At 68.6% G+C, this 18,752-nt stretch carries 19 protein-coding genes and 2 pseudogenes; 13 read left to right on the forward strand and 8 right to left on the reverse strand.

The annotated features are described in order from the left end of the window. Positions 1-186: 186 nt before the first annotated feature. The 7 genes and pseudogenes from CCR97_RS09770 to CCR97_RS09795 form a co-directional block, all read left to right on the forward strand. Positions 187-1,488, forward strand: a complete 1,302-nt coding sequence (locus CCR97_RS09770; protein ID WP_111355726.1) for a hypothetical protein — start codon at positions 187-189, stop codon at positions 1,486-1,488. Between the two features lie 189 nt (positions 1,489-1,677). Beyond that, positions 1,678-1,917 carry a helix-turn-helix transcriptional regulator gene (locus tag CCR97_RS09775; RefSeq protein WP_111355725.1) on the forward strand — a complete coding sequence of 80 codons (240 nt, stop codon included), beginning with the start codon at positions 1,678-1,680 and terminating at the stop codon, positions 1,915-1,917. Further along, positions 1,914-2,477, forward strand: coding sequence for a hypothetical protein (locus tag CCR97_RS09780; protein WP_111355724.1), 564 nt, complete (start codon positions 1,914-1,916; stop codon positions 2,475-2,477). The genes CCR97_RS09775 and CCR97_RS09780 overlap by 4 nt, the downstream gene beginning before the upstream one ends. Before the next feature lie 1,179 nt (positions 2,478-3,656). Beyond that, positions 3,657-4,148 (forward strand): DUF2460 domain-containing protein, encoded by a 492-nt coding sequence (locus CCR97_RS09785; RefSeq protein WP_245428729.1) that lies wholly within the window; start codon positions 3,657-3,659, stop codon positions 4,146-4,148. Then, positions 4,030-4,281: pseudogene (locus CCR97_RS32035) on the forward strand (baseplate hub domain-containing protein); the annotation flags it as partial. The gene CCR97_RS09785 and the pseudogene CCR97_RS32035, both read left to right, overlap by 119 nt. Before the next feature lie 7 nt (positions 4,282-4,288). Next, positions 4,289-4,990 carry a DUF2163 domain-containing protein gene (locus CCR97_RS09790; RefSeq protein ID WP_245428727.1) on the forward strand — a complete coding sequence of 234 codons (702 nt, stop codon included), beginning with the start codon at positions 4,289-4,291 and terminating at the stop codon, positions 4,988-4,990. Positions 4,991-5,246: 256 nt separating this feature from the next. Then, positions 5,247-5,482, forward strand: a pseudogene (locus CCR97_RS09795) (hypothetical protein); the annotation flags it as partial. A 181-nt stretch (positions 5,483-5,663) separates the two neighbouring features. On the opposite strand, the gene CCR97_RS09800 reads toward CCR97_RS09795, so the two are convergent. From CCR97_RS09800 to CCR97_RS09835, 8 genes are all read right to left on the reverse strand, one after another. Further along, positions 5,664-6,413 (reverse strand): GntR family transcriptional regulator, encoded by a 750-nt coding sequence (locus CCR97_RS09800; RefSeq protein WP_111355739.1) that lies wholly within the window; start codon positions 6,411-6,413, stop codon positions 5,664-5,666. Between the two features lie 116 nt (positions 6,414-6,529). Beyond that, positions 6,530-7,207 (reverse strand): RraA family protein, encoded by a 678-nt coding sequence (locus CCR97_RS09805; protein WP_111355721.1) that lies wholly within the window; start codon positions 7,205-7,207, stop codon positions 6,530-6,532. A gap of 54 nt (positions 7,208-7,261) precedes the next feature. Next, positions 7,262-8,200, reverse strand: a complete 939-nt coding sequence (locus CCR97_RS09810; protein WP_111355720.1) for a hydroxyacid dehydrogenase — start codon at positions 8,198-8,200, stop codon at positions 7,262-7,264. Next, positions 8,197-9,312, reverse strand: a complete 1,116-nt coding sequence (locus CCR97_RS09815; protein WP_170145698.1) for an Ldh family oxidoreductase — start codon at positions 9,310-9,312, stop codon at positions 8,197-8,199. The genes CCR97_RS09810 and CCR97_RS09815 overlap by 4 nt, the downstream gene beginning before the upstream one ends. 115 nt (positions 9,313-9,427) lie before the next feature. Continuing rightward, positions 9,428-10,411 carry a tripartite tricarboxylate transporter substrate binding protein gene (locus CCR97_RS09820; RefSeq protein ID WP_111355718.1) on the reverse strand — a complete coding sequence of 328 codons (984 nt, stop codon included), beginning with the start codon at positions 10,409-10,411 and terminating at the stop codon, positions 9,428-9,430. Between the two features lie 36 nt (positions 10,412-10,447). Beyond that, a complete protein-coding gene (locus CCR97_RS09825; protein WP_111355717.1) occupies positions 10,448-11,944 on the reverse strand; it encodes a tripartite tricarboxylate transporter permease in 1,497 nt (498 codons plus the stop codon). After that, on the reverse strand, positions 11,944-12,417 hold the full coding sequence (locus tag CCR97_RS09830; RefSeq protein ID WP_111355716.1) for a tripartite tricarboxylate transporter TctB family protein: 474 nt from the start codon (positions 12,415-12,417) through the stop codon (positions 11,944-11,946). Before CCR97_RS09830 ends, CCR97_RS09825 begins: the two co-directional genes overlap by 1 nt. Before the next feature lie 86 nt (positions 12,418-12,503). Then, the gene (locus CCR97_RS09835; protein WP_201159458.1) at positions 12,504-13,418 is read right to left on the reverse strand and encodes an NAD(P)-dependent oxidoreductase; all 915 of its coding nucleotides are present in this window, start codon (positions 13,416-13,418) and stop codon (positions 12,504-12,506) included. Between the two features lie 597 nt (positions 13,419-14,015). Here CCR97_RS09835 and CCR97_RS09840 point away from each other — a divergent pair. The 6 genes from CCR97_RS09840 to CCR97_RS09860 all read left to right on the forward strand — a co-directional run bounded on the left by CCR97_RS09840 (position 14,016) and on the right by CCR97_RS09860 (position 18,700). Further along, positions 14,016-14,249, forward strand: coding sequence for a lysozyme family protein (locus CCR97_RS09840; RefSeq protein WP_111358838.1), 234 nt, complete (start codon positions 14,016-14,018; stop codon positions 14,247-14,249). 326 nt (positions 14,250-14,575) lie between these two features. Beyond that, complete coding sequence (locus CCR97_RS09845; RefSeq protein WP_111358839.1) at positions 14,576-15,586, forward strand: hypothetical protein; 1,011 nt, start codon at positions 14,576-14,578, stop codon at positions 15,584-15,586. Then, positions 15,583-15,843 (forward strand): hypothetical protein, encoded by a 261-nt coding sequence (locus tag CCR97_RS09850; protein ID WP_111358840.1) that lies wholly within the window; start codon positions 15,583-15,585, stop codon positions 15,841-15,843. Before CCR97_RS09845 ends, CCR97_RS09850 begins: the two co-directional genes overlap by 4 nt. A 90-nt stretch (positions 15,844-15,933) precedes the next feature. After that, a complete protein-coding gene (locus CCR97_RS09855) occupies positions 15,934-17,253 on the forward strand; it encodes a hypothetical protein (protein WP_201159459.1) in 1,320 nt (439 codons plus the stop codon). A gap of 11 nt (positions 17,254-17,264) precedes the next feature. Continuing rightward, positions 17,265-17,387, forward strand: a complete 123-nt coding sequence (locus tag CCR97_RS31620) for a Rax2 family protein (protein ID WP_244670350.1) — start codon at positions 17,265-17,267, stop codon at positions 17,385-17,387. A gap of 59 nt (positions 17,388-17,446) precedes the next feature. Next, on the forward strand, positions 17,447-18,700 hold the full coding sequence (locus CCR97_RS09860; RefSeq protein ID WP_111358841.1) for an MBL fold metallo-hydrolase: 1,254 nt from the start codon (positions 17,447-17,449) through the stop codon (positions 18,698-18,700). Positions 18,701-18,752: the final 52 nt, after the last annotated feature.

An 18,752-nucleotide genomic window follows, 5' to 3' on the forward strand; every position in this document is an offset into this window, starting at 1 on the left:
ACCAAGGATGACTGCAGAATCGGATTGTCCAGGGTTTTGAAGACCTTATGGGCCCCATAGGGCGCCGCCGCCGGCGATCGGACGTCCCCGTAGAACTCGCTTGTGGACAGATCGGCCGGACAGCCCCTCGGAGCGGTCGCCGGTGAGACAATTCCCCGTCACGGCGAATCAGCGCGGTCCGTCACCATGGCGCACGACCCGTTCACAGGTCCCGGCCTGAGCCTTGCCGAAGCGCTCGAACGACCAGCCGACATCGACGCCTGGTGCGCGAAGGATCGGCTGGAAAAAGCCTTGGCGGCAGCCGGGGGCCCGATTACGCCGGATGAGTTTCCGCGGCGGCGGGATGCTCCGGACGAGGAGACCTACGATCAGCAGTGGCGGGCAGCGGAACGGCGCAGGAGCCTGATGGCGGACCTGGACGATGCCCGCGAGCAGCTCCACCGGGAACTCGAATGCAGCATTCGCTCTACGCACGTGTTCGCCGTGGCTCGCGTGCCGCCCGACAGTCCCCGGCGTCTGTTGACCCATGCCGAATGCCGCAAGCTCAGGCTGTTCACGCTTCCGCCGCCGCCGGCGTGGGCCCCGGCGGAGCCTCCTTATGTCGCGGATCTCGGCTTCTATGGGCTGCTCGATCTCCCGGACGTCGCGACGCGGCTATCCGGAATGCGGCTCGCCGACGCGTTCCGTGAAGCGGTGCTGAACTGGCCGGAGCTGCAACACGTCATCGCGAGCAGCCATCTGGTCGGGCCGGTGCTGGACGGCCAATTCACCTTCGGCCGGCACGCCTGGCCGGTCACCATCGAGGACTGGTGCCTCGCCGACGTGTGGCTGGTCAGCCAGGGGTACATGCGGGAGGCCGGAGACTGGCATTACACGAAGAACGGGACCTACACGCTGGACGATGAAGCCGGAGGTCGGCTGACCGTGATCGGGCGCTACATCGGCGCGCGTGTCGCCCGCTTCCTCGAACTGCTTCGCACCGGCGCGCTCGTCGCACGCGATGGCGCGGTCACGGTGCCGACGTGGTGGTGGCAGAGGCCGAGCTTCCGCGTCCACTTCCCGAGGAGCCGTTTGTTCGAACAAATCGGCGAGGATCTGGTCGAAAGGTCGGGCGAGCTGATCGTGACAGCCGGATCGCCTCGGCTCGCGGCGTCGGCAGATGCGCCTCCGCCGTCGGACTCGCCGCGACTTTCTGACAAGAACCCCGGCGCGAACGGGCAAGGCGCGTTTCACGTGAAGCCGACCGAGCCCGACCGGGCACGATCACCAGCGGCGGAACGCGCGGCCGAACAACCCACACGCAAACATTCCGCGACCCACCAGAATATCGCTGTTGCAATCCGCATATTGTGGCCGGACGGCATTCCGAAAACTCTCACGGCCAAGGCGCGCAACTGGGAGATCATCGATTGGCTTGCAACAAACAGAAAAATGAACGTGAGCGAACGGTCGGTTTACCGGTACATCCAGCGAGACGGAGCACCGTAGCCGGACTGCAGGCGTCCGACTTTCGGGGGCTCCATCATTTATCATCGCGGCACGGCCGTCACCTCACGAGCGTGAGCTGTGACATGGCAGACTCTGTCAGATCCTGGCAGGTATCGGCAGTTCAATTTTGCTGAACTCGACGTCGTACGCGTGCATCGTGACTCATCGGAATCGATGTGGGTGAGAGCGATGAAGACGAACTCCACGATCTCGAGTGGCGACACGCTACTCGACGAGAGGCAAGCGGCCGAGCTGCTGAACCTCTCCTGCCGTACCTTGCAGGCTTGGCGAGCGGTCGATGCCGGCCCGCGGTTCATCCGGGCGGGCCGCGCCGTGCGCTATCGCCGGACCGACCTCCTCGCCTGGGTGGAGGCCAACGCCGTCGCCCCGACGCGCCTCGCGCCGGCCAGCCGGGAGGTGCGGTCATGATCCGGGCCGACGAGACGCGGCGCGCTGCCAGCCTCGGGCAGGCCGACCTACATGATCGCGAGCTCCGGGTGACGGCGCCGTCGAACGTCATAACGGTATGCGCGTCCTCAGCGGCAGGCGGCGACTCGCTCACGATTTCGATCGCGCTCCCGCCGGGGCGAGCACATCAGTTGACGCCTGCCGAACTCCACTCGATCGGCGACCAGGTGTTGCGCGTGCTCGTCACGCCGATAGCAACGAACCGTGCAGGATCACGAGCGGTTGCCGGTGCGACCGCGCCGGCCCGACGCCCGGTCCTCACCCAAAAAGCCAGCGTGGCTGCCGCCGCCGAGGCTATTCGAGCATTCATCGACGCGCAGTGTATTTTGGACAGGAACGCGTGGGAGCAGGCCAGTGTTCTGCGCGAGGCGTATGGGTCTTGGGCCTCCACGCGAAACTTGCCGCGCCTGGGCGGCAGGGTGTTCGGTATGGCTTTGGGCGCGCTGGGCTACGAGCGCCGAAAGTCTTGCAACGTTCTTTGGTGCGGGCTCCGGCTGGAGCGACGCAAGGATGCCCCGTGACGAGCCGACGAGACGGGAGACCGCCCAGGTCTCCCGCGCGAACTGCGCTCGATCAACGACGATGGTGTGCGCGTGTTCACCACGGTAACCCATCATCGGGCATCTGATCACGTGTGATCAGGTGATCAGGCTGGTCCTGTCGATCAGCTGTGTATCTGATCAGGTTCTCGTTGCCGTGCGGCGGGCGCAATTCGGGCGCGCAATGTGCTGTGGATAAGCACGGTCCGTCCAAGCCAGTGCTCTCATCGAGGCGTATCGTGTCCAGGCGTCCGAGTCGAGCTTGCCTGCGAGCAGGCCGACGTTCGGTCCGGCCCAGGTGAAAACGCTGCATGCCGCTGCAGGCGGGGTGCGGCGCATTATCGTATTGACCTCGCGATTGGCCGAACAGGGCGAGGTCTCCCAGGTCTCCCAAAAATGGGAGACCTGCCCTCCTGGCAAGCCCTTGTTTCAAAAGCGTTTGGGAGACCTTTCCGAAAATGGGAGGCATTTTCCATGTGCGCGCGTATAGGAAGCACACATGAGAAAATAAATTCAGATTTGTATCTCTCATATGCGCGTATACGGGAAACGTCTCCCAGTATCCCAATGCTATACATAAGATGTTGATATGAGCGCCAAAATTTGAAATGGGAGACCTTCAAAGACTGCGTTGGCGGGTATCCCAAGGGTCTCCCAAAGTGAGAAATTGTCATTGAGCGAGAATCGCTAGCCGCTCCGGCGCTCATCGAGCCCGGCCGTCGTCCTCGGCATGCGCGATGCGGCCTGAGCGATGTCCTGACTCGCGTCGGATCCTGGAGCATCCGCGTTCTGTGACGCCAGGGCCCGACCACAATGGGTCGTCCGCGGCCAGAGAAGGCCGCCAGTGCGGATCCTCGATCGCGGGGTCCTGAGGGTAGCGCTCGGAAGATCTGCGCACCAGATCACGTCTGGCGCCGACTACGGGGCATCAGCCGCCTCTCGCGTCTGCGTGTCAGCTCGTTCGAACGGATGTGGCCTCCGATGTACCTCGGTCGACTTTGCGCGATCAGGCGAGTGCCTGTCCGGATGGGGGTGGGGGGTGGCGAATCTTGCCGGCAATTCGCCTCGCGACCGGTGGGCTAAGCGCGCGCGTGATGCCGCGAAATTCGGAAGTATTTTTTTCAGCACGCTTCGATCAAACGATCTGATCAGCGGGGCGGAGTGGCCGAGAGGCACTGCCGAGCAACTCAGTGGAAATACCGGATCGAGTTGAAGGTTGTCGCTGACGCTGACGCAGAGGCTGCCGTGCTCCGGTTTTCCCTCTTCCGCGCCCGCAAGGGCCGGGCCTACGGCTTCCGCTTCCGTGACTGGAACGACTTCGAGGCGGCGGGCGAGCCGCTCGGCGCGACGGCCGAGCCGCTGGTGTGGCAGCTCTTCAAGCAGTACGTGTCGGGATCGTCCGCCGAGCAGCGGGTGATCACCAAGCCGGTCGCCGGCTCCGTCGTGGTGCGGATCGGCGGGACCCCGGTCGCGGTCACGGTGAACCACCTCAACGGCAAGGTGACGTTCGCGGCGGCGCCCGGCGCGCAGCCCTATGCCGATTTCCAGTTCGACGTGGCGGTCCGGTTCGACACCGATCACCTGCCGGTGGTCGCGGTCGACTACCACATCCATCAGGTCAGCTCGATCGTCGTCGTCGAGATTCGCGCATGAAGACCGCAACGGGTGCGCTTGCGGCGCACATCGCCGGCGAGGTGACCACGCTGCCACCTGCTGGCGGTTGGAGCGGACCGACGGCTGGGTGCGCGGCTTCACCGACCACGACCAGCCGCTCGTGATCGACGGGCTCACCTATGTGGCGGCGACCGGGTTCCTGCCGAGCGCCATCAAGTCGGGCTCGGATCTCTCGGGTCGACAACCTCGACGTCGAGGGCTTTCTCGACGACGACGCCCTCACGGCGGAAGACCTCTCGGCCGGGCTGTTCGACGGGGCCAGGATCGACATCTTCCTCGTCAACTGGGCCGACCTCGCCCAGGGCCGGTTGCTGCTGCGCCGCGGTTGGCTCGGCGAGATCAAGCGCGCCGACAGCCGCTTCTCCGCCGAGATCCGCGGGATCGCCAACCGCCTGCAGCAGTCGGCCGGCAAGCTCTATTCCCGGCTCTGTCGCACCGATCTCGGCAGTGCCGAGTGCAAGGTGGCGCTGGCGCCGTTGATCGACACGCTCGCCGTCACGGCAGTCGCGAGCGGCGACAGTTTCACGGTCGGGACGGGCCGGCCGACGGGCTTCTACACCTTCGGGGTCTGCACGTTCCTCTCCGGCGCGAACGTCGGCGCTGCGACCGAGATTCTCCAGCTCAACGGCCAAGCGATCCAGCTGTTCACGCCGATGCCGCGTCCGATGGCCGTGGCGACCAGGTGCGGCTGGTCGCTGCCAAGGCGGACGCCGAGGCCTAATCCAAGGCGCTCGCCGAAACGAACGACACCATGCGGATCGAGGTGGCGTCCGGCGACGTCGTGCAGCGCTGGTGGCGGCCGATCTATGCCTTCGAGCTGACACTCGAATGCGCGGTCTGCTGGGCGCTCGCGACTTGGGCGGTCAACGCCTTGGGACTTCTCTCGCTGTACTGGGGCCCGCGCTTCGGCGTCCTCGGCGTGTACGTCAACGGCCGCTCGCGCGAGAAGAAGGCGGCGCTCACCGGCCAGCCCGCCCCGACCGCGATCAATCCCCTCGTAAAGGCTGCGGCCCGGAAGGTGCGCGATGACCATTCTCTCCGAACTGGCCGACGTGGCCTGGCGCGCCGTTGCCGGCCTCCTTGCTGTTCCTGCCGTCCCGCTCGCCGGAGCTCGACCCCGTCGGAAACGTCTGGCAGTCCCTGCGCGGCAACTGGCTCTCGACCGTGTCTTCGACACCTACGACGAGATCGTCGACGCCGCTTGCGACGCTTGGCGACGCCTCGTTGCCCAGCCCGCAACCATCGGGTCCATCGGACCGCGGGCATGGGCTCACATCGTTCAGCCGTCAGGGCCGTCGGTATTACAGGCCTGAAGCACGCGGAGCGCCCGGGGCCGTCTTGGGTCCCATCGGGCCTCCGGAGCTCCACCCCGGGGGGTCAGAATCGACGACTTCGAAGGCTCCGGGAAAGGCTTGCGCTGGACCGCCGACGTCGCACGGCTTCTGTTTCGATCACCTGATCTCTCCAGCCGGGCGGCACCAGCGCCCGCCAGCGTCAGGCCCTGCGCGTCTGGCGGCGCTGCATGAACAGGCCGTAGGTCGCCTGCAGGTGCAGCCGCATGGCGGCCTCGGCGTAGTCCCGGTTGCGCTGGGCGATCGCCGTCGCGATGTCGCGGTGGTGCTGCAGGCTGCGCAGCAGCTCGACGTCGGTGTAGAAGTAGAACGAGCCGATGATCACCGGCAGGTCCAGCAGGTTGTCCAGGATGGTGCGCAGCCGCGGCGAGCCGGCGGCGATCACGACGGCGTGGTGGAACTCGGAGTTGGTCCGCTGGATGTCGGCGATGCGGCCCTTGCCGGTCGAGGCGATCGCCGCGGCGAGGCGGTCGTTCAGCGCCTCCAGCCGGGCGATCTGCTCGACGGTGGCGCGCTGCGAGGCGAGGCCGGTGGCGCGCGCCTCAAGCAGGAGCCGCAGCTCGAACACCTCGATGATGTCCTGCTCAGTCCATTCCGCGACGAACACGCCGCGGTTGGCGGCGGCCACCACCATGCCGTCGAGGGTCAGCCGCTTGAGCGCCGCCCGCACCGGCGTGCGGCTGACCGCGAGGTCGGCCGCGATGTGCTCCTCCTTGAGCTGGGCACCGGGGACGAAGTGGCCGGCCATCAGGCGCTGCCGCAGGATGGCGTAGACCGCGTCGGCGACGCTCCGGGGCTCCGGCGGACCGGACGCGTCCGGCGGGCCGGGCGCGTCCTCCGGCACCGGCAGTCCCGCGCCGGCCGGCCGTCCGCTCTGCCGCGAGGCTCGCATGGTGGTCGTGTCGTCCGTGTCGCCCGGTGCGCCGCGAACGGCCCCGTCCGGCGGGGCCATCCTCCGTCGCGCTACCGCCTAACAGATCGGTCGGCCGACCGGAAGAGGCGCGCGGCTCAGTCGACCACGCGGCAGCCCTTGGCGGCCAGGGTCTTGTCCACCCAGGCGCGGTCCCAGCGGTCCTGCTCGATCTCCTCGCGGGTCTTCTCCTCGTCGCGCATCTTGGCCCGCGAGGTCGCCAGGATGTCGGGCGCGTCGGCCGGCGCGATCACCACGACGCCGTCGTCGTCACCGACCACGATGTCGCCCGGATGGACCGTGACGCCGCCGCAGGAGACGACGCCGTTGATCTCGCCCGGCCCTTCCTTGTAGGGCCCGGCCGGGGTGACGCCGGCGGCGTAGACCGGGATCGGCAGGATCTTGAGGGTCGAGAGGTCGCGGATCGCGCCGTCGATGACGAAGCCGCCGATCCGGCGCCGCATCGCCCAGCGAACCATCAGCTCGCCCATCAGCGAGTTGGCGGTGTCGCCCTGGCCGTCGACCACGATGATGTCGCCCGGCTCGGCGAGATCGAGCGCCTTGTGGAGCAGCAGGTTGTCGCCCGGCCGCGCCTTCACGGTGAGGGCCGGACCGAGCAGCGGCACGCTGTTGACCGGGCGAATACGCGCCGCGACGCAGAACATGCGGCTCATGTTGTCGGCGATGTTGGCGACCGGAAGGCCTGCGAACCCCTCGACGAGATCGCGGGGCGGCCGCTGGATGCAGTTGGTGATGCGAAAGCCGACGGCAGGCATGTGGTGCTCCGTTGTGAAGGATCGATCGGGTGTCGGTGGACGGTCGTGCGAACCTCACACGACCGGGAAGCGCGGCGGCCGGCCCTCCAGCACGTCGAGCACACCGGCGGCGACGTCGCGGCCCATGCGCGACAGCGCCTCGGTGGTGGTGCCGCCGATGTGCGGCGTGGCGACGAAGCCGGGAAGGCCGAGCAGCGGATGGTCGGCGGACGGCGGCTCCGCGACGAAGACGTCGCTCGCCGCGCCTCCGATGCGGCCGGCGCACAGCGCCTCGTGGAGCGCCGTCTCGTCGATCACCCCGCCGCGCGCCGTGTTGACGAGCAGCGCGCCGGGCTTCATCGCGGCGAGCTCTGCGGCGCCGATCAGCCCGCGGGTGGCCGGCAGCAGCGGCACGTGGACCGTCACCACGTCGGCGCGCGCCAGCAGCTCCGGCAGCGTCGCCACGCGGATCGCGCCGGCGTCGGCGAACACCTCGGACGCCACCCCCGGATCGAAGGCGACGACCGTGGCGTCGAAGGCGGCGCGGACCAGCGCCGCGACGCGGCGCCCGATGGCGCCGAAGCCGACGACCCCGAAGGTCTTGCCGGTCAGCTCGGTGCCGATCCGCTCGGCCGGCGACAACGGCGTGCCGGTGCGCAGTCTGCGGTCGGCGAGCGGAATGCGGCGCGCCAGCGCCAGGGTCAGCCCGAGCGTCAGCTCGGCGACCGAGCAGCTGTTGGCGTCCGGCGTGGAGACGACGCGCACGCCGTGGGCGCGGGCGGCGGCGAGATCGATGGCGTCAACCCCGGCGCCGTGCTTGCCGATCACCTTCAGAGTCGGCGCCGCGGCGGCGATCTCGGCGGCCGTGACGCCGGCCGCCCGTACGATCACGGCGGCGGCGCGTCCGACCCACGGGATCTCGCGCGACTGCGGCAGCGCCACCACGGGGACCCGCTCCGCCAGCAGGGCGATCGCCTCGGCGGCGACCGGCTCCAGCACGAAGACCTCGTTCATGGCACCGCCTCCGCGGCGGCGAGCGGCCGGTGCGAGACCGCCGGGAAGGCGACGCCGTGACGGGCGGCGAGCGTCTCCAGCAGGCGCACGATCTCGGCGGTGAGCGGGATGCCGCTGCGCAGCCGCTCGTCCTGCAGCCGGGTCTCGATCTCGCCGGGCATCAGCACCTCGGCGTGGCCGGCGGCGCGTTTCGACGCTTTTAGGGTGGTGATCATGTCGTCGACGCGGGCGCGGAACCGGTCCATGTCCATGAACCGCGCCACGTCGAGGCAGAGGAAGAAGTGGCCGAAATTGGAGACCCGCTTGAGGTCGCGGTAGAAGTCGGGCACCTCCTGCAGCGAGTTCGCTCCGGACAGGCGGCCGGCGAGCAGCTCGACCAGCATGGCGAAAGCCGAGCCCTTGTACTCGCCGAACGGCAGCACGGCGCCGATCAGCGCGGCGTGCGGATCGGTGGTCGGCGCCCCTTCGGGATCGAGCGCCCAGCCGGGCGGGATCATCTCGCCGCGCTGCGCCGCGAGCAGGATCTTGCCGCGCGCCACGATGCTGGTGGCGAGATCGGCGACGATCGCCGGGTAGCGTCCCGTCGGCATGCCGTAGCCGAGCGGGTTGGTGCCGAACAGCGGCTCGCGGCCGCCCCACACCGCCATGGTGGGCGGCGCGTTGGAGCAGACGAAGGCGAACATGCCGCGCGCCACCGCCTTGGCGATGTAGTAGGCCGTGGTGCCGAAGTGATTGCTGTGCCGAACCGTGACGGCGCCGAGCCCGGTCGCCGCCGCCATCTCGATCGCCTCGCCGATCGCGGCCGTGCCGACCACGGCGCCCATGCCGTTGTCGCCGTCGATCGTGCAGGCGGCCGCCCCGGTGCGGTCGATGGTGATCCGCGGGTGCGGGTTGAACAGACCGCGCCGCAGCCGCTCGGTGTAGATCTCCATCCGGGTGACGCCGTGGGAGTGCACACCGCGCAGATCGGCGACGACGAGATTGTCGGCGACCGTGGCGGCGGCATCCGCCGGAAGTCCAGCGTCGACGAAGACGTCGGCGCAGAACGTCCGCAGGGCGCGCGCTTCGATCCAGGTGTCGGCCGACGCTTCGGTGACGTACTGCTTGGACATGTCGAGTGCTCGGTTTCGGGGCGTCGGAAGCCGGCCCACGGAGCCTCCGCGGGGGCGTGACGACCGTCGGCGCATCCGCGGCCGGGCGGACCGGAGCCCGCCCGGCCGGCATCGCCTATTTGACGTTCCAGGGGGTGTCCTTCCACATCTGCTGCAGGTTCGCCTCGACGCCGGCGAGCTCGGCGGCGTACGCGGCCGGCGGCAGGAACCGCATCGGGGCGTAGATCCCGGCGACCTTGGCGACGAACTCCGGATCGGCCGCCGTCTTCGCCACCGCGTCGACCAGCCGGTCGCGCAGCTCCGCCGGGATTCCCTTCGGCGCGCCGACGCCGCGCATCGACGCGAACACCATGTCGAAGCCCTGCTCCATGAAGGTCGGCGTGTCCTCGGCGATGTTGACGCGCTTGACGCTCATCTGGCCGAGATTGCGGAACGGGCTGCCGCCGGCGACGTACTGCTTGGCCTCGCCGATGTTGATGGCGCCGAGGACGATGTGCTTGCCGACGAGCGCATTGCGGACCGCCGAGGCGCCCGCGAACGGAACGTGGGTCAGCTTGGTGCCGGTGAGCCGCTCGAACGCCATCATGGCGAGATGGTCGTCGGAGCCGACCCCGGTGGTGCCGACCGTCACGGCCCCCGGCTTCTCCTTGGCGTAGGCGACGAGATCCTTCAGCGACTTGATCGGGCTGTCGACGTGCACCGAGAAGCCGCCCGGATCGTCGAGCAGGTTGCCGAGCAGCTCGTACTGGCGCCAGTTGAACTTGGTGGTCCGCTCGATCGGGATCGACAGCACGTTCGGCGTGTTGAGGAAGCCGATCGTGTAGCCGTCGGGCGTCGATTCGGAGAGCGCCGTGAAGCCGATCTCGCCGCCGGCGCCGGGACGGTTGACGACCGCGATCTTGGCGCCGCCGCCGATGTACTTCTCCAGATAGGTGGCGAGGACGCGCGCGGTCAGGTCGGTGGAGCCGCCGGGCGCGTAGGCGACGATCATGGTGATCGGCTTCTCCGGCCAGGCCGCCCGGGCCGGGCCGGTGCCGAGCAGGGCCGTGGTGGTTCCGGCGAGGCCCAGTTCGAGAAATGTCCGCCGCGTCGCGATCATCGAAGTTCCTCCAGCTCGTTTGTCTCGTTGGATCGGTCAGGCGCGCAGCACCTGCCGTTTTCGCTTCAGGGTCGGCACCAGCGCGGCGAGCAGCAGCAGCGCCGAGACGCCGAGCATGCCGGCGGCGATGGGCCGCGTGACGAAGACGGACGGGTCGCCCTGGGACAGCAGCAGGGCGCGGCGCAGGTTCTCCTCGAACATCGGCCCGACCACGAAGCCGAGCATCAGCGGAGCGACCTCGCAACCGAGTCGGCGGCAGACGTAGCCGAGCACCCCGAAGGCGGCCATGAGACCGACCTCGAAGACGCTGTTGTTGAGCGAGTAGGTGCCGATCGCGCAGAACACCAGGATGATCGGGAACAGCACCGAGTAGGGCACGCGCAGCAGCCGCACCCACAGGCCGATCAGCGGCAGGTTCAGCAGGACCAGCGTCACGTTGCCGATCAGCATGCTGGCGATCATGCCCCAGAACAGCGCCGGCTGGGTGGCGATCACGGCGGGCCCGGGCTGGATGCCCTGGATCATCATCGCGCCGATCATCAGCGCCATGATGGCGTTCGGCGGCACGCCGAGGCTGAGCATCGGGATGAAGCAGGCCTGCGCGGCGGCGTTGTTCGCCGATTCCGGCCCGGCCAGTCCCTCGATCGCGCCGCGGCCGAACTCCTCCGGCCGGCGCGAGACCTTCTTCTCCAGGGCGTAGGAGGCGAACGACGCCAGGGTGGCGCCGCTGCCCGGCAGGATGCCGAGCAGGATGCCGAGGATCGTGCCGCGCAGGCTCGCCGGCCAGGCCCGGGCGAAATCGGTGCGCGACGGCCACAGCCGGCTGATCTGCGCCGTCGTCTGGCCGCGCCCGCCGGTCTCCTCCAGGCTAACCACCACCTCGGCGAGGCCGAACATGCCCATCGCCAGCGGCACGAAGCCGATGCCGTCGTAGAGCGTGGTGACCTCGAAGGTGAAGCGCTTTTCGCCGGTCGAGATGTCGATGCCGACGCAGGCCAGCAGCAGACCGAGCAGCACCATGGCGATAGCCTTGGGGATCGATCCGCTGGCCAGCACCACGGCGCCGATCAGGCCCATGGTCAGCAGCCCGACATACTCGGCCGGGCCGAACATCACGGCGATGTCGGCGAGCGGCGGGCCGGCGAGCGCGATCACGAAGGCGGTGGTCAGGCCGGCGAACAGCGAGCCGAGGGCGGCGACGGCGAGCGCGGCGCCGGCGCGGCCCTGCTGCGCCATCGCGTAGCCATCGAGGCAGGTGACCACCGAGGAGGCCTCGCCCGGCAGGCGGACCAGGATGGCCGTGGACGAGCCGCCGTACTGCGCGCCGTAGAAGATGCCGGCGAGCATGATGAGCGAGCCGGTCGGCGGCAGATAGAACGTCACCGGCAGCAGCATCGCCACCGTGGCGGTGGGGCCGAGCCCCGGCAGCACGCCGATCAGGGTGCCGAGCAGGGCGCCGACGAAGCAGAACAGGAGGTTGTCGGGAGAGATGGCGATCCCGAGCCCGTAGGCGAGATTGGTGAAGACGTCCATCAGAACGGCCACGCGTTCAGGGGCAGCTTGGCGCCCCAGATGAAGATGGCGACACACGCGAAGGACAGCACGGTACCGACCACCAGCGACTGCAGGACGCGGGGACGGTCGCACGCGAAGGTCGACAGGAAGACCGTGAGCATGGTGGCGAAGACGAGCCCGAGCCGCTCGACCGTGAAGGCGAACAGGACGACGCAGGCCGTGACCACGACCAGCGGCCGTAGCGACGCGATCGACGGCAGCCGGCCGCGCTGCCGCAGGCCCTGCAGCAGCACGATCAGACCGAACAGGATCAGCAGCGAGGAGACTAGCGTCGGCACGAAGCCGCTCTGGATCTCGCCCGCCCGCCACACCGCCATCTGGCGCGAGAAGACGAGGCCGAGGGTCCCGATCGTGACGAACAGCGCACCGGCGGGAAGGTCGGTGCGGTCCTCCACCTCCGCGGGGAATCGGTCGGAGTCGGTCTCGTCCATCGTCGCCTCCCTGAAACGTCCCCGGTCGAACGCCGGGTCTGCATCGTCGGCGCGCGGCGCGTGCGCCGCGGACGGAGGTCGTGGCGTCAGGCGGCGTCGCCGCACCGGTCGGCGGCACGCGGCGCGGGGTTGGCGCGGCCGCTGTCGGCGACTACCGACAGCCACGACAGGGCCGCGTCGGCGCCCGCCGGCTCGGCGGCGGGGGGGAGTTCGTGGAGGGCGTCGGCGGTGCGGGCGAACAGCGCCCGCACGCCGGGCGTGACGCAGGGCGCGACCCCGGCCAGCAAGAGCTGGTCTTCCGCCTCCTCGACCTCGTGCAGGCGCCGTTCCGCGTGGAGAACGTGGGTGCGCACCAGCATCTCGAGGAAGGCGCGCAGCGGCGCGGCGTCGAAATCCTTGAGGTTGTCGTGCAGGGCGTCGACCAGCTTCAGCCGGCGGGCGAGCACGAAGGTCTCCACCGTGAGCGCTTCGAGGCCCTTCATGAAGATGCTGCGCAGCAGCTTCAGGGTCACGGCGTCGCCCGCCTCGCCGGTCAGCACCGTCACGGGCGCCTTCACGGCGGCGAGCAGGTCGCGCAGATCGGCGGCGCCGTCGCCGGCGCAGATCAGCCCGGTCTCGGCCCGCTTGAGCGAGATGCCGCCCATGATGGCGACGTCGACGAAGCGCACGCCCGCCGCCTGCGCGGCGACCGCGGCCGCACGGATGTCGTCCGGCGAGGCCGTGGTCATGTCGGCGAACACGGTGCCGGGCCGCAGGAACGGGAAGCTGGCGCGCGCCACCGCCAGCGCCTGCCCGCCGGTGACGGCGGACAGCACCAGATCCGCCCCGGCGAGCCACGCCCCGGGGGCGTCGTGCAGCGGCGCGCCGATCCGCGAGGCGAGGTCGCGGGCCGCCTGAGACGGGTGGGCGTCGCAGAGATCGGAAACCGAAATGCCCGCCTCGGCGAGCGCAGTGACGTAACAGCGGCCGACTTCGCCGCAGCCGACGACAACAATCCTCATGCCCCGGCCTCCTTAATGAATGATACAATCACAGTACAATTCGTGCGTCGCGTCCAGTGCTCGTCGCATCCGGATTGTTGCGGACGCGACCTGCCGGCGCGACGCGAGACGGGGACCGCGAGCTCCGGCCGACGTCCGGGCCGCTCAAACGAGTTGAGCACACCGGAAGTCAGCTCTATTTATCGCCGATAATTGCAGGGAACTCAGACCCTGGAAGCGGCCGGCGCGACGGGCGCCCGACGGACGAGCGGCCGCTCGGGCCTGTCGGCCTCCCTGAGCGCGCCACCGCCGGGACGGGCCGCGTCCCTGACCGGCTGCGACTGTGTACTTAGATTGTATCCGCGAGCGATGCCGGTCGAGCCCGTCAGGGCTTCGAAAAACTCGAACCAGACGTCAGCTCGATGCACATCAACGCCCACCGCTCGGCGGCGTGTGGAAAAGGAGGGGCTTCCAAGCAGCCAATCGGCCGTTCACGCGGCGGGCGAGCGACGATAATGCACACGCTGGCGCGCGAAGCACGGTCTGCACGACAGGAGCGTCCGCAACATCTCCGAGGAGGAGCTGCAGGACATCTACCGCGGGAACTACTAGGTCCCGATGGTCGGCGACGCCTGGCCCAAGGGGCCCGACCAGATCGTATTCGACACCGCGGTCAATTCCGGGACCGGCCGCGCTCCGCAGATCATGGGCACCGCCATCGGCGTCGCCACCAGAAACCCGCAGGAGCTGGCGGCGCTCGCGTTCCGCTCCGCCGACACGGTCGGCATCGTCAAGCGCGCCTGTGCCCGGCGTGCGAGCTTCTATCGGTCGCCCGCGAGCGCGGCCGCATAGGCCCTGGCCCGCTCGCCATGCCGCCGCCAGGCCCAGACGAGCGCCAGCGTGAGCGCGACCGCGCCGCCGGTGAAGACGTCGGACAGCATAGGCGCCGCGAGGGTCGGCGCGAACCGGAGACTTTCTGCGAACAGGACGGATCGCTATGCCTGATCTTGGGCATGTTGCACAATTGGCAGGGCCGATGCAGATCAACGCCGAGCTCGCGAAAATGTTATGTACGTCGTAACGCATTTAACGCCGTGCTGATCCAGATCAACGATGCGGTCGGTTGAATGTGTGCGTGATCAGTTGCTGAATTTGTTCCCTCCATCGGGAGGTGCGCCATGCGCACCGGCTTGGATCGCGCCGAGCTGTTCGAGGAGAGGATCGCGACCGACGCCGTCGGCTTCGCCGAGGCGACGATCGCCGGGCTGCTCGCGTTCGTCGGCTCCAGCACCGCAGCGAAGCGCAAGCTCGGCCTGAAGGCGGTGAGCCGCCGGGCCGACGGTTGGCCTGCATGGTATGTCTGGTTGGCGGGGCGAACCGACGCCTTCGAGATCGTGTTGGTTCCCTCGGACGGCGACGGCGCGACGGGCGTCGATGGGATCGAGCTGGCGATCCGCTGCTTCCCCGATCCCGCCGACGAGACGCTGTTTGCGACCTTCACGGACGGGGAGCAGGAGGCACGGATTTCGGCCCTCTTCGATCGGACCGGCACGCCCGCCGTCGGCGCGGCCGGCGATCTCGATCCGAGCCTCTATCACGTCGGCACGATCGGTCTGGTGCCGCGGGCCGGCGGCTGGGTCGACCTCACGCTGTCGACCCAGGACGTCTGGTGCGAGATCGAGACGTCGGCGTGCGGACCGCGCCGGCGCCGGTCGGTCCCCGGGACCGCCCTGTCGGCGCCGATCGTCGATCTCCTGGTCTGCGCCCATGCCCTGGTCGGCCGGCAGCCGCCGGCGGCCGTCGAGATCCGGTCGGCGCCGGGCCTCGTGTGGCATCTCGGTCCCGGTGACAGCGCCACGGTCCGTCCGGACCCGGACCTGTCCGCCCTCGAGATCCGCGTGACCGGGCTGCCGCGCTTCGGGGTTCCGGTCGATCGGCAGAGACGGGCGGCGGCCCGGCTGGACGACGCTGCGGGCGGCCGATTGCTGCTGTGGCCCGCCGGACCGGAGCGTCCGCCTGCGGTCGCGCCGTTCGATCTCGCCGCCTGGTGGGACGCCGCCGGGTGGCGACTGCCGCCGATCGGGGCCATGTGCGGCTGCCATGCGGGCGAGGTCGGCGTCGCCGGACCCGACGAACGCGACGAGCCCGCGTCGTCTCGTCCCACGGTCCGCCAGGGAGGTCGCGCATGAGCGCCGACCCGGTCACCCGCCGTGCCTTCCTCGCCTTCCGGCTCGCCGGCGCGCCCGACCGGGAGCCCCGCGAGGAGACCGCCCCCGAGACCCCCGACGACCCCTTCGCCTCCTACGACATCGCGTGTGCGCTGGTGAACGAGGCGCGACCGTTCCTCGCCGACGAGGCCCGCCGGTACGAAATCAGCATGGAGAACCGAACCGACCTCGAGATCTGTAAGGCGATCTTCGCCAAGGCTGCGCCGCCGACCGACTGACGCATCCCCCGACGACAGCCGACCGACACGGGCCTCGGCGTCCGAACTGTGTCGAAGAGCACTGTGTCGAACCTACCCAGGGAGGCCCACATGGGGGCTCAATCCGGAACCGCGACGGAGCGGTACGGCGAGGGGTGGCTGGAGGAGCGCAAGCTGACCGCCCGCTGGCCGTGGCCCGTAACGCATGCCGTCAACGTCGTCTGCCTGCTGTCCGTGTTCTTCGTGACCTGGTGGATCTTCCAGGATCCGCGCGGGATCATGCGGCTCTACACGCCGTATGTCGGCTACATGTACACCCGTTGGCTGCTCATCATCCTGATCTGGATGGTCTACATCTTCCAGTTCTGGCCGATGCGCCGCGTGCAGCTCGAGACCTGGCATCCGCTGGTCAAGGCGATGATCGCGCTGCCGGTCGCCGTCGCGATCATGTTGCTGGTGATCCACGGGTTCTTCCAGTGGTTCCTGGGCTCGCTCGGGATCACCTACTTCAACCCCGAGCGCACCGCCGCCTTCCCGCGCATGACCCGGTTCTTCGCCGAGGAGTACGCGGCGCTCGCGATCCTGATGTTCGCCGCGCTGGCGAGCTGGCTGTCGCCGGCCTGGGTGGTCGGCATGGAGCGGGCGCCGTGGCGGAACGAGCCCCAGCCCGTGCAGGGAATCACGATTCTGATCGTGACCTTCTTCCTCTCGACGGTGCTGTATTTCGTCACCATGCATCCGCACATGGGCATCCTCTACTATCCGTGGCAGCAGTTCACCGCGGTATCGCCACCCTACTGGGAGGATTTCGCCAACACGGTCAGTGGCAACTTTCACATCTCGTGGATTATGTGCGCGACCGTCGTCGTCTGGTTGGTCGAGACGGTCTGGGAGCGTTGGCCGTTCAAGCTGATCAGGCACGCCTGGACGCGTCGGGTCGTCACCTTCTTCGGCATCGTGGCGATCGCCTGGGCCTTCCACCTGTTCTTCTACTTCGCGCTGGAGCTCTACATGGGGCCGGTGATCCGCGGCACCCGCAACGAGAACGCGCCCGATTGGCGGTGGCTTCACGTCGGCGAGATCATGATCTTCTTCCTGCTGCCGGCGCTCTATCTCCACTTCTACTGCGGCAACAGGCCGACCCGGTTCTCGACGCCCGTCAACGTGGCGCTGCGGACCCTGATCGTCGCGATCGGCGGCGTCGCGCTGATGATCGTCTATTACAACATCAGCCACCTCGCTCTGGGGACCCAGCGCGGCGTCTCGCAACCCGAGCAGTTCCCGATGATCCCGACCATCTGGCTCATCAACGTGATGCTGCTGCATCACTGGTACATGGACAACTGGCCGGCTTGGCGCCTGACGGTCCCGCGGACCGCCGAGGACGCCGCGCCCGTGCGGCCGCAGATCGCCGCCGTTCCGGCCGAGTGAGGAGATTCGTCATGTCCGACACCCTCAAGATGAGCTCCGGCTTCGTGGTCGGCATCGGCGTGGGCATCGCCCTCTACTTCGCCGTGGTCGCGCTGCTGCCGATCGTCGGCAAGATGAACCTGGTCTTCCTGTGACGGCGGCGCGCGGTGCCGCGCGCCGGCGCCGCGCCCGTGTCACGACACGGAGCTTCGTCATGTCCGAACAGAAACCCGAGGTCAGCCGCCGCACCTTCGCGGGCGGCGTCGCGGCCGGCACGCTCGCCGGCGCGGTCGGCACCATGGGCGTGTACTCCTACTCGCCGTGGCGCCAGCGTCACTTCGTCAAGGCCGAGCCGACCCGCCGTCAGATCGGCGAGGTGAAGAGCGTCAAGGTGACCAACATCAGCGAGACGAGCTGGTTCGACAACCGCACGCTGATGAGCGACATCCGCGGCGCCGGCGGCCTCCTGGTCAACCAGTACACCTACAACTGGGCGCCGTTCACCGACGTCAAGGGCAAGCTCGGCAAGGGCAGCTACGAGCAGGGCGTACGCAACATCCAGCCCTATCTCGCCAAGGCCAATCTGGAGGACGCCTGGGCGTTCCAGATGGAGAATGCCGTCAACCCGCTCAACTCGGGCGGCTTCTCGGCGCTGATCGAGGTCGAGACACTGGAGGGTGAGACCAAGCGGATCCTTCTCGACTCCGGCTGGTCCTTCGACTGGATCGACAAGTCGTTCCAGCGCGAGGGCATCGACAAGATGCTGGCCGAGAACAAGATCGACATCTTCATCGTCTCGCACGAGCACTTCGACCACTTCTGGGGCGTCCCGGTCGTGTTCAAGTACGCGCCGACTATCAAGACCTACTATCCGAAGGGGTTCTATGCCGAGGGTCTCGACTACTTCAACGTCGCCGGCCACCGCGGCGAGCGCATCGAGACCCAGCCCGGCCTCACCGTGTTGTTCCCGGGCGCCGCGCTCTACAACTTCCAGACCCCGATCATCTGCCGAGTGTTCGGCGAGCAGTCGCTGTTCTTCAACGTGAAGGACCGCGGCCTCGTCACCATCACGGGCTGCTGCCATCAGGGCATTCTGCAGTTCGCGTCGGTGGCGCAGCGCGCCGTCGAGGCCAAGAAGCTCTACGGCCTTTATGGCGGCCTGCACGTCTCGCCGTTCGAGGAGTGGGATCCGAAATACGACGACCTCGTCGCCGTGTTCAAGAAATGGGGCTTCGAGAAGGTCGCTTGCAATCACTGCACCGGCATTCTCACGGCCCGCAAGCTGCAGGAGGCCGGCATCGGCATCGTCAGCGGCACGGCGCGGTACCGCTCCAAGGATACGGCCTATCTGGGCAACGGCGACCAGGTGACGTTCGCCATGAACGACGACGACAAGCCGGCCGTGCTGGTCCCGGGCGGCTCGGCGTCGGCGGCGCCGGCCCAGGCCGGCGGCGGCGTCAAATACTGAAAGACGGGCGTCGAGAGGACACCCCTCCGTTGCTCCGGCCGGAGGATCCGGC

Origin of the sequence: Rhodoplanes elegans (genome assembly GCF_016653355.1) — a bacterium.
Classification (GTDB): Bacteria; Pseudomonadota; Alphaproteobacteria; order Rhizobiales; family Xanthobacteraceae; genus Rhodoplanes; species Rhodoplanes elegans.

Bases quoted from the DNA above. Each gene is read 5' to 3' on its own strand.
- CCR97_RS09770 (WP_111355726.1), top strand. From the start codon at position 187: ATGGCGCACGACCCGTTCACAGGTCCCGGCCTGAGCCTTGCCGAAGCG.
- CCR97_RS09775 (WP_111355725.1), top strand. From the start codon at position 1,678: ATGAAGACGAACTCCACGATCTCGAGTGGCGACACGCTACTCGACGAG.
- CCR97_RS09780 (WP_111355724.1), top strand. From the start codon at position 1,914: ATGATCCGGGCCGACGAGACGCGGCGCGCTGCCAGCCTCGGGCAGGCC.
- CCR97_RS09790 (WP_245428727.1), top strand. From the start codon at position 4,289: ATGTGGCGGCGACCGGGTTCCTGCCGAGCGCCATCAAGTCGGGCTCGG.
- CCR97_RS09800 (WP_111355739.1), bottom strand. From the start codon at position 6,413: ATGCGAGCCTCGCGGCAGAGCGGACGGCCGGCCGGCGCGGGACTGCCG.
- CCR97_RS09805 (WP_111355721.1), bottom strand. From the start codon at position 7,207: ATGCCTGCCGTCGGCTTTCGCATCACCAACTGCATCCAGCGGCCGCCC.
- CCR97_RS09810 (WP_111355720.1), bottom strand. From the start codon at position 8,200: ATGAACGAGGTCTTCGTGCTGGAGCCGGTCGCCGCCGAGGCGATCGCC.
- CCR97_RS09815 (WP_170145698.1), bottom strand. From the start codon at position 9,312: ATGTCCAAGCAGTACGTCACCGAAGCGTCGGCCGACACCTGGATCGAA.
- CCR97_RS09820 (WP_111355718.1), bottom strand. From the start codon at position 10,411: ATGATCGCGACGCGGCGGACATTTCTCGAACTGGGCCTCGCCGGAACC.
- CCR97_RS09825 (WP_111355717.1), bottom strand. From the start codon at position 11,944: ATGGACGTCTTCACCAATCTCGCCTACGGGCTCGGGATCGCCATCTCT.
- CCR97_RS09830 (WP_111355716.1), bottom strand. From the start codon at position 12,417: ATGGACGAGACCGACTCCGACCGATTCCCCGCGGAGGTGGAGGACCGC.
- CCR97_RS09835 (WP_201159458.1), bottom strand. From the start codon at position 13,418: ATGAGGATTGTTGTCGTCGGCTGCGGCGAAGTCGGCCGCTGTTACGTC.
- CCR97_RS09840 (WP_111358838.1), top strand. From the start codon at position 14,016: ATGGTCGGCGACGCCTGGCCCAAGGGGCCCGACCAGATCGTATTCGAC.
- CCR97_RS09845 (WP_111358839.1), top strand. From the start codon at position 14,576: ATGCGCACCGGCTTGGATCGCGCCGAGCTGTTCGAGGAGAGGATCGCG.
- CCR97_RS09850 (WP_111358840.1), top strand. From the start codon at position 15,583: ATGAGCGCCGACCCGGTCACCCGCCGTGCCTTCCTCGCCTTCCGGCTC.
- CCR97_RS09855 (WP_201159459.1), top strand. From the start codon at position 15,934: ATGGGGGCTCAATCCGGAACCGCGACGGAGCGGTACGGCGAGGGGTGG.
- CCR97_RS31620 (WP_244670350.1), top strand. From the start codon at position 17,265: ATGTCCGACACCCTCAAGATGAGCTCCGGCTTCGTGGTCGGCATCGGC.
- CCR97_RS09860 (WP_111358841.1), top strand. From the start codon at position 17,447: ATGTCCGAACAGAAACCCGAGGTCAGCCGCCGCACCTTCGCGGGCGGC.